Origin of the sequence: Halalkalibacterium halodurans, assembly GCF_004376175.1 — a bacterium.
Lineage (GTDB): Bacteria > Bacillota > Bacilli > Bacillales > Bacillaceae_D > Halalkalibacterium > Halalkalibacterium halodurans.
The window spans coordinates 1-8,557 of record NZ_SNUY01000102.1; the positions used below are offsets into that span (position 1 = coordinate 1).

At 43.3% G+C, this 8,557-nt stretch carries 6 protein-coding genes and 1 pseudogene; all 7 read right to left on the bottom strand.

Going from position 1 to position 8,557, the window contains the following annotated elements; genetic code table 11:
• Positions 1-125: 125 nt before the first annotated feature.
• Positions 126-503: pseudogene (locus E2L07_RS19555) on the bottom strand (ABC-2 transporter permease); the annotation flags it as partial.
• Positions 496-1,362, bottom strand: a complete 867-nt coding sequence (locus E2L07_RS19560) for an ABC transporter ATP-binding protein (RefSeq protein ID WP_134230429.1) — start codon at positions 1,360-1,362, stop codon at positions 496-498. The gene E2L07_RS19560 and the pseudogene E2L07_RS19555, both read right to left, overlap by 8 nt.
• Positions 1,363-1,368: 6 nt before the next feature.
• Complete coding sequence (locus E2L07_RS19565) at positions 1,369-1,740, bottom strand: GntR family transcriptional regulator (protein ID WP_010896827.1); 372 nt, start codon at positions 1,738-1,740, stop codon at positions 1,369-1,371.
• Positions 1,741-2,034: 294 nt separating this feature from the next.
• On the bottom strand, positions 2,035-3,213 hold the full coding sequence (locus E2L07_RS19570; RefSeq protein ID WP_010896826.1) for a CamS family sex pheromone protein: 1,179 nt from the start codon (positions 3,211-3,213) through the stop codon (positions 2,035-2,037).
• 36 nt (positions 3,214-3,249) lie between these two features.
• Complete coding sequence (gene ligA / locus E2L07_RS19575) at positions 3,250-5,259, bottom strand: NAD-dependent DNA ligase LigA (protein ID WP_010896825.1); 2,010 nt, start codon at positions 5,257-5,259, stop codon at positions 3,250-3,252.
• A 15-nt stretch (positions 5,260-5,274) separates the two neighbouring features.
• Positions 5,275-7,473, bottom strand: a complete 2,199-nt coding sequence (gene pcrA / locus E2L07_RS19580) for a DNA helicase PcrA (RefSeq protein WP_134230430.1) — start codon at positions 7,471-7,473, stop codon at positions 5,275-5,277.
• 88 nt (positions 7,474-7,561) lie between these two features.
• Positions 7,562-8,248 carry a heptaprenylglyceryl phosphate synthase gene (pcrB, locus tag E2L07_RS19585; RefSeq protein WP_041821204.1) on the bottom strand — a complete coding sequence of 229 codons (687 nt, stop codon included), beginning with the start codon at positions 8,246-8,248 and terminating at the stop codon, positions 7,562-7,564.
• Positions 8,249-8,557 lie beyond the last annotated feature (309 nt).

Genomic DNA, 8,557 nt, shown 5'->3' on the forward strand with positions numbered 1-8,557 from the left:
AATTCTGTAGGTATGCCCGAAAACAAGATTATTGTAATATTTTGTAAAATAACATGCTGGTAGCTATTTGTCGAGTGCTTTATTTTTTATACTTTTATCCCAAAAATCTAATTTTGCAAAATGCTCAGATAAAATAACGGGAAGGTGCATGCAGTAAACAGTAAAAATAATCCACCACCAATCGCAATATCAGATAAAGCAAAAGGTTTATTGAAAATAAATAATGCTAGACTTGTCACTCCAATGGCTAACAGCATATACATGACAGCGCCAAGATATCGTGATGCAATAATTTCCTTACGAGTGTAAGGTAAGGAATTGAGCAATATATTGGTCTCTGCCTTTTCATCGTAAGCATAAGCATTAAAGGGAATAAAAATACTGGCAACGAGAAAGATTAGCGCTGGATGTGAGTCCATAAAGATAAAGAATCCGATAAAAGGAATGAACGTTAGCAGCATCTTTTTCTGAAGTATGATATCTCGTCTGATTAAATTAAACATAATGTACGCCTCCTTTCATGTAATACATAATATCTTCCAGAGTTGCTCGTTCAATGATAACGGTGTCTCCAAATATATTTTTCACAACTGATAAGTTATTCGTTAAAGCTTCAAATCCAGTTGATGCGCGCCGAACATGAACAAAGGCTTTTTCAGTGTCTTTATCCAAAAGATCCAATCCTCCTTTTACGAGCGCATAATTTTCATCTATGTCGTGAATGGACTGGTTAAAAACTAAATTTCCCCCCTGCATAAAAGCGATATAGTCTGCGATACGATCTAAATCTGTTGTAATATGCGTAGAAAAGAAAATGGTACGATCATTATCAATCATTAATTCCTGTAGAATATCCAACAGTTCTCGTCTAAAAATGGGGTCTAGCCCTGCTGTTGGCTCATCCATGATGATCAACTCTGCATGATGTGATAATGCGATTGCCAATGATGCCTTCATTTGCATTCCTTTTGAAAATGTTTTTATTGCCTTATTAAGTGGCAATTCGAATTTATCCACATATTGATAAAACAATGTATCATCCCACCGTTTGTACGCTGGTCCAACAATATGCTTGATATCTATTAAGTTTAGTCCTTCAAAAAATACATTACCATCGTATACAAATCCAATGCGCTCCTTGATCGCCTTCTCATGTGTCGTGTAGTCCATTCCGAAAAGCTTAACCTCTCCGTCATCTGGTTTTAGTAGATTCATCATCATTTTTATCGTTGTCGACTTCCCTGCCCCATTTGCGCCAATGAATCCCGTAACAAACCCTTTTTTCACTTGTAAATCCATCTTATTAATTGAAAAATCTTTGAATGTTTTTGTGACATTAATTAATTCCACTATATTTTCCATTCGGTTTCACTCCTCATATAAAATTTTCAATAATTGCTGCAAGTCATCGAGTGATAGCCCGATTTCTTTGCTATTCATTATGACCGCACTCAATTGCTCCTCAATGGCCTTCAGTTTCTTCTCCCTCATGACCTCTAAATTTTGCTCAGCAACGAAAGAACCCTTTCCAACGATCGAATAGATAAAGCCCGCCTTCTCCAATTCCTCGTAGGCACGTTTCGTCGTAATGACGCTCACTTGCAAATCCTTTGCGAGCTTACGCATGGAAGGTATCGCCGCCCCCTCTTTTAGTTCACCTGATAAAATAGACGCTTTAATCTGATTCGTAATTTGCTCATAAATCGGCTCCTTTGAACTGTTGGAAATAATGATTTTCATTTAAATCCCTCTTCTATGGTTTTTAAAAACAAACGAACGTCATGTATGACTGCTTAAGAAAAGTGCTATCAACGGCTGTAACGATCAATTTGTCATATCATCTTACGTTTTTTCATCATTTATATAATGTATATATACTATATATACATTATATACACACACAAAGCATCTTTCAACCGTTTGTTTCGAAATGAAAGGAAATTTCCTTATCTTCACTGTTTTTATCCACGCATACACGAGCATATGAAAAACCCGAACGAGTTTGTGTCCTCGCTCGGGTTCAACGTTCAGTTATTACCGAAAAATATGAATAAACGGTTCTTCATTCGGTTGGCGCACCACAATCGCTTCTTGTTTTTCTCCCACCGAGTTAATGTACACTTGGACTTTGATGTTCTTAGGGAAGCGCTGCTCGATCCGATCAGCGATAAACTGAGAAAGCGCGACGATTTCCGTTTTTCCTTGGTAACGAATCGGCACGTCGATCGTTAATTCCTGTAAGCTATTGTCACGGTAATACCCCTTCCCCACAATCCCTACATAGGATTCAAAAAACCCTTGGACTTCTTCTCGGAAGCGCAAAAAGTTATCTGAATCATTTCTAGCGTTATTGTTGGCATCATCGGACGGAAACAAATAATAGCGTTCATTGATCGATTGGAGTCCGGATAATTCTTTATCAGGCTCCGCTACCGCGGTCGCGACAAAATTACCCGGAATAACCGAGTCTCGTGGCTGTTCTCTAAAGAGCGCAATGACGATCGGAATATCGTTAAAGCTCCCATCCTCCCTTTCTTGAGAGCGTAAGCGATTCACAACCTCTTGCGCGATCTTCTCTCCTTCTTCTAGCATTTTATTTTCTGATATATCTGTCTCATAAAAGTTGTAGCGTCCTTGGTCGTCTTCAACGCGAAAATTGTAGACACTGTTCATCGAAAGTCCGATCACAATCCCACCGAGCTTGTACTCGCCATTGTCTTCTACTAAATAGTTATGCTCTAAAATATGAGAGAGGTAGCGAGGCTGATCTTCTTCACGTTCTCGCATGTTATCCCCTTTTCCTAGAGGAGGGTTGAGTCCGTTCGGATTATCATCACTTTCCCTCATAAGCCAGCTGTTCAACTCATCTCGTAAGATAAATTGACCTTCTCTGAAAAAATAAGTCTCAGGATCAAAATGCTCTTTCGCTATTTCTGTCAAACCTAGCTCCAACTGATCTAAGTCTGCACGATTGTAAACAACCGCACTCCCAAATCCACGCGTTCTTCCATGAATATAAGTCCCATCATAAAGAACACTTGAATAAAAGTTTTCGGCCGTTGACGCTTGAGGTACAACGCCTACTTCCTGCTCTTGTGGATCGCCTTCTTCTCCCATGTCCACTACATTGTCTTCTGTATCTTGCACAAAAGGAAAACACCCGGACAAGAAGAGAACACTCGCCATCAGACCAATGCCCATCTTTTTGAGCATATTCACTCACTCCTCCTACCAACTTCTCCTGTGCGCCTAGTGGCTGATCGCCTTCACTAGCGCTTCTTCATCCCATATTTCGATATTAAGCTCTTTCGCTTTTGTTAGCTTTGATCCTGCGTCTTCACCGGCCACTAATAGATCGGTATTTTTACTTACACTTCCTGTCACTTTTCCACCCAATGCTTCAATTTTCTCCTTTGCTTCCCCGCGCGTCAAGGCTTGTAATTTTCCAGTTAGTACGACGGTCTTACCTGCAAACGGACTGTCCGCTATTTCTTCCTCCCCGATTGGCTTCGGTCCGTTGTACGTCATGTTGACACCTAGCGAAGCAAGCTCATCGATTAATTCGTTCACTTCAGGCTTTTCAAAATAACTTACGATGGAGGCAGCCATTTTTTCGCCAATTTCATTGACAGCGATAAGCTCGTCATAGCTCGCCCGTCTAAGTTCTGTCATGGTTGGGAAATGCATGGCTAACGTTTTCGCCGCCTTCGAACCGACAAAGCGAATACCCAAACCAAACAAAAGCCGTTCAAGCGAACTTTTCTTCGAGGTTTCAATCGAAGCGAGGAGATTGTTTACTGATTTTTCACCCATTCGTTCCAATTGTAGGAGCTCGTCCTTGTTTAATTTATAAAGGTCAGCTACATTATGAATCAACCCATGTTCAAACAGTTGAGTTATCACCTTTTCTCCTAATCCATCAATGTTCATTGCTTGCCTTGAGACGAAGTGAATGAGTCCTTCGCGAATTTGTGCTGGGCATTGAGGGTTGATGCAACGAAGAGCCACTTCTCCTTCCAAGCGGACGAGCTCACTTCCGCATTCTGGGCAATGGGTTGGCATAGAAAATGGTCGCTCTTCTCCCGTTCGAAGCTCTGTGAGAACGTTCACGACCTCTGGGATAATGTCCCCTGCCTTTTTCACAACGACAGAATCACCTAAGCGAATGTCTTTTTCACGAATAAGATCCTCGTTATGCAGTGAAGCGCGCTTAACGGTTGTTCCTGCTACCGTGACGGGCTTTAACTCAGCCGTCGGTGTGACAACCCCCGTTCTTCCTACGTTTAATGTGATATCAAGCAACGTTGTGATCACTTCTTCCGCAGGAAATTTATAAGCGATCGCCCAACGGGGACTTTTCGCCGTATACCCTAGTTGCTCCTGAAAGTTTACATTGTCTACTTTAATCACAATCCCGTCGATTTCATACGGTAAGTCTGCCCGGCGCTCAAGCCAGCTGTTCACATAGTCAATAACTTCATCGATTGATTCGCAATAGGCGCTTTCGGGATTAATCTTAAAGCCGATCGTTTTTAAATAGTTTAACCCCTCATGGTGAGAATGGAGCTCTTTTCCTTCCACACTTCCGATCGCGTAAATAAACGCATCGAGGTGACGTTTCGCCGCTAGCTTCGGGTCAAGCTGACGCAAAGACCCAGCCGCTGCGTTACGCGGGTTGGCAAATCGTTCTTCTCCCGCCGCTTCCTTCGCTTCATTCAACGCTTCGAACGAGCGTTTCGGCATAAACGCTTCCCCGCGAACCTCAAGGCTGACCGCTTCTTTTAAGCGCAAGGGAATCGAAGGAATCGTCCGCAAGTTTTGCGTGATATCTTCCCCAGTCGTTCCATCACCACGAGTCGCCCCTCGGACAAAACGTCCGCTTTCGTAAATTAATGAGATTGCCAAACCATCAATTTTCAGCTCACAACTATAGGTGACCTCATCGCCCACGACTTGACGAACGCGGCGGTCAAAATCACGTAAATCCTGATCGGAAAAAGCGTTCCCTAAGCTAAGCATCGGTGTGCGGTGTTCTACTTTCTCAAAATGAGGAAGTGGTGGTCCCCCGACTCGCACACTAGGCGATGTATCGGATTTCAATTCGGGAAAAGCTTCTTCTAGCTCAATTAATTCGTTCATTAATCCATCATACTCTGCATCAGAGACAAGAGGCTTGTCCAACACATAGTAGTGGTAGCCGTATTCTTCAAGCTGGTTACGAAGCTTTTCAATTTTCCGCTCTGCATCGTTTCGTTCCATGTCTGTCTTCCTTTCTTACGCTTTCGTAATCGGTGCAAACTTTGCAAATAGTCGTTTGATGCCGGTCGGCGGTGGGAATGCAATGTCAAGCTCCAGGGAGTCGCCTTCCCCCTTCATGCTTACGACCGTGCCAATTCCCCACTTTTTATGCTCCGCTTTGTCCCCAACGGTCCATGCAAATTGTTCGCCTCCCGTCGTTGTCATTTGCGGCACAGAACGAGATGGTTGTTTCGCTTTTGTCACCGGTCGTGATGTCTTCATCCACGGAAGTTCTTCTTGCGGTTCATTCAAAAATTCGAGGCAATCTTCTGGAATTTCGTCGATAAAACGGGACGGCGGGTTGGCATTTGTTCGTCCGTAAATCGTTCGCAGCTGGGCACTGGTTAGATAAAGCTGCTTTTCGGCACGAGTAATCCCAACATAGGCTAAACGACGCTCCTCCTCCATTTCATCATCTTCAAAAAGAGAACGGCTATGTGGAAAAATGCCTTCCTCCAGTCCGATTAAAAAGACGATCGGAAATTCGAGTCCTTTGGCTGAATGGAGGGTCATGAGCACAACAGCATCGGTTGGCTTGACGCCATCGTCCTCATCATCAAGCTTATCGATGTCCGAAATGAGTGCTAAATCGGTTAAAAAGGCAATGAGCGATTTATCGTCACTCGATTTTTCAAACTCTTGGGTTACGGACAAAAATTCATCAATGTTCTCAAGTCGGCTTTGGGCTTCGAGTGTTTTTTCGTTTTGCAACATGTCGCGATAGCCTGTCCGCTCAAGCAGCTCCTCCACTAGTTCAGTGACTGACAAATATTCTTGCATTTGCACCCAATGACCAAGCTGCTCAGTAAACTCAACTAATTTGCTTACCGCACGGGAGGTGACACCGATTTGCTCAATCTCCTTTAGAGCGGCAAACATCGAGATCCCTTGTTGCTCCGCATAAGCAGCAATTTTATCAACAGTCGTCGCTCCGATTCCCCGCTTCGGAACATTGATGATGCGCTGCAAGCTAATGTCGTCATCAGGGTTAGCCACGAGACGTAAATACGCGAGCACATCCTTAATTTCTTTTCGATCGTAGAACTTAGTCCCGCCGACAATATTGTAGTCAATGTTCGATTTAATGAGCATTTCCTCCATGACACGGGACTGAGCATTTGTTCGGTAAAGGATGGCAATGTCTTTATAAGAGGCACCATCCTGAATCGCTTCACGAATTTTTTCTACGACAAACTGGGCTTCTCCTTGCTCCGTATCAGCTTTATAGAAGCCAATCTTCGTTCCTTGCTCATTTTCCGTCCAGAGGTTTTTCGGCTTCCGCTTCACATTGTTTTCGATGACGCGGTTGGCTGCTTCTAAGATTGTCTTCGTGGAACGGTAGTTTTGTTCGAGTAAAATGACCTCTGCGTCTTGGTAATCCTCTTCAAATGAAAGAATGTTGGCGATATCGGCCCCGCGCCATTTATAGATCGACTGATCCGAATCCCCGACAACACACACATTTTTATGGCGATCCCCAAGCATCTTCACGAGCATATATTGGGCTCGGTTTGTATCTTGGTACTCATCCACTAGAATATACTGAAACTTCCGCTGGTAGTACTCAAGTACCTCTGGAACTTTTTTGAAGAGACTAGTTGTCTTCATGATGAGGTCGTCAAAATCGAGCGCTTGGTTTTTCTTTAGTTGCTTTTGGTACTCGACATATACTTCTGCTGCCGTTTCCTCATAAGGTCCTTTTGCAATGCCCATAAATTGTTCAGGTGTCTTCAATTCATTTTTAGCGCCGCTGATCGTACCTAAAATGCTACGTGGTTCAAATTTCTTCGAATCGATGTTGTTGTTTTTTAAAATTTGCTTGATCACTGACAATTGATCAGTGGAATCTAAAATCGTAAAGTTACGACTATAGCCGATCCGATCGATGTCGCGGCGTAGGATGCGAACGCACATAGAGTGGAATGTGGAGATCCAAATATCATCTGCGATCGGTCCAACAAGCTGAGCGACCCGGTCTTTCATCTCCCGAGCCGCTTTATTTGTAAACGTAATCGCTAATACGTTCCACGGGGCAACCCCTTTTTCACGTAATAAATAGGCAATCCGGTGCGTTAGTACTCTTGTCTTTCCACTTCCGGCTCCTGCCATTAGTAGCAGGGGCCCTTCTGTATGTTTCACCGCTTCTCGTTGTCTGTCATTCAATCCTGCCAACATTTTTTCTATAATTTTCCGTTGCACGTTCGTAACACCACCAAACACTTGTTCTTATTTCTATTGTACGGCTTTTCACCTTAAGTTTCCATTACTTTTTTACAGCGGCGATCGTTGCAAGCGCTGCTTGAACATCATCGTAAATCACGTTGCCAACAACGACTGTGTCCGCAAATGGTGCCATTTGTTCTGCTTGCTCTACAGTGCGAATACCGCCACCATAAAACAACTTCGTTTTCGTCAGAACTTGACTCACCTCCTCTACAAGCTGAGGATCACCAAACGTTCCGCTGTATTCGAGGTAGAAGACCGGAAATTGATACATATTTTCCACCATGCGGGCATAAGCGACAACATCTTCATTCGCAAGGTCCGTTTTCGCACTCGTTAATGTTGCCGCTTTTGAGTCAGGATTCATAATACAATAGCCTTCCATGACGATTTCGTCCCAGTTCATGATCGGTCCAAACTCTTTTACCGCTTCATGATGTAAACCGGATATCCATTTGACCTCCCCACTGTTAACGACAGAAGGGATAAAATAATGGTCAAACCCTGGTGTAATCGATTCTAAATTCGATACCTCTAACGCACATGAGACTGAAAAACGCCTAATGCGGGCAAGTAATTGCAACGTATTATCTAATGTCACGCCATCGGAGCCTCCGACTAAAATCCCGTCGGTCCCCGATTCACAGATCGCTTCTAAATCATCATCGTTAAGCTCTTTGTTCGGGTCTAATTTAAACACATGCCGCCACTCTTGAAACTCCAGCATCATTAATTCATCTCCTACTTCATTCGGACAATTCGAACATAATTCTGATCGTCATTATATCAAAGAAACCGGCCCTTGTCTTTGGACCGGTAAGAATGGATTGTGTCAACCTTTTGTGGGAGGAGTATTTTCCATCCTCATGAGTGTAAGCGAATTTATGAATTTATGGTTCTCCTCTGTCTAGAATCTTATGGTTTTTAAAAGCCTTTCAAGTCTTTCAGTGCTCGATACACTGGAATATTCGCTCTTTGTTTGAGATACATGACGTTGTTACGTGTCGCTTCGCCAATTGTACTTTCTACCTTCTCC

Coding starts and splice junctions, on each gene's coding strand:
- pcrA (WP_134230430.1), bottom strand. CDS start 7,473: ATGTTGGCAGGATTGAATGACAGACAACGAGAAGCGGTGAAACATACA.
- E2L07_RS19570 (WP_010896826.1), bottom strand. CDS start 3,213: ATGCTCAAAAAGATGGGCATTGGTCTGATGGCGAGTGTTCTCTTCTTG.
- ligA (WP_010896825.1), bottom strand. CDS start 5,259: ATGGAACGAAACGATGCAGAGCGGAAAATTGAAAAGCTTCGTAACCAG.
- E2L07_RS19560 (WP_134230429.1), bottom strand. CDS start 1,362: ATGGAAAATATAGTGGAATTAATTAATGTCACAAAAACATTCAAAGAT.
- E2L07_RS19565 (WP_010896827.1), bottom strand. CDS start 1,740: ATGAAAATCATTATTTCCAACAGTTCAAAGGAGCCGATTTATGAGCAA.
- pcrB (WP_041821204.1), bottom strand. CDS start 8,248: ATGCTGGAGTTTCAAGAGTGGCGGCATGTGTTTAAATTAGACCCGAAC.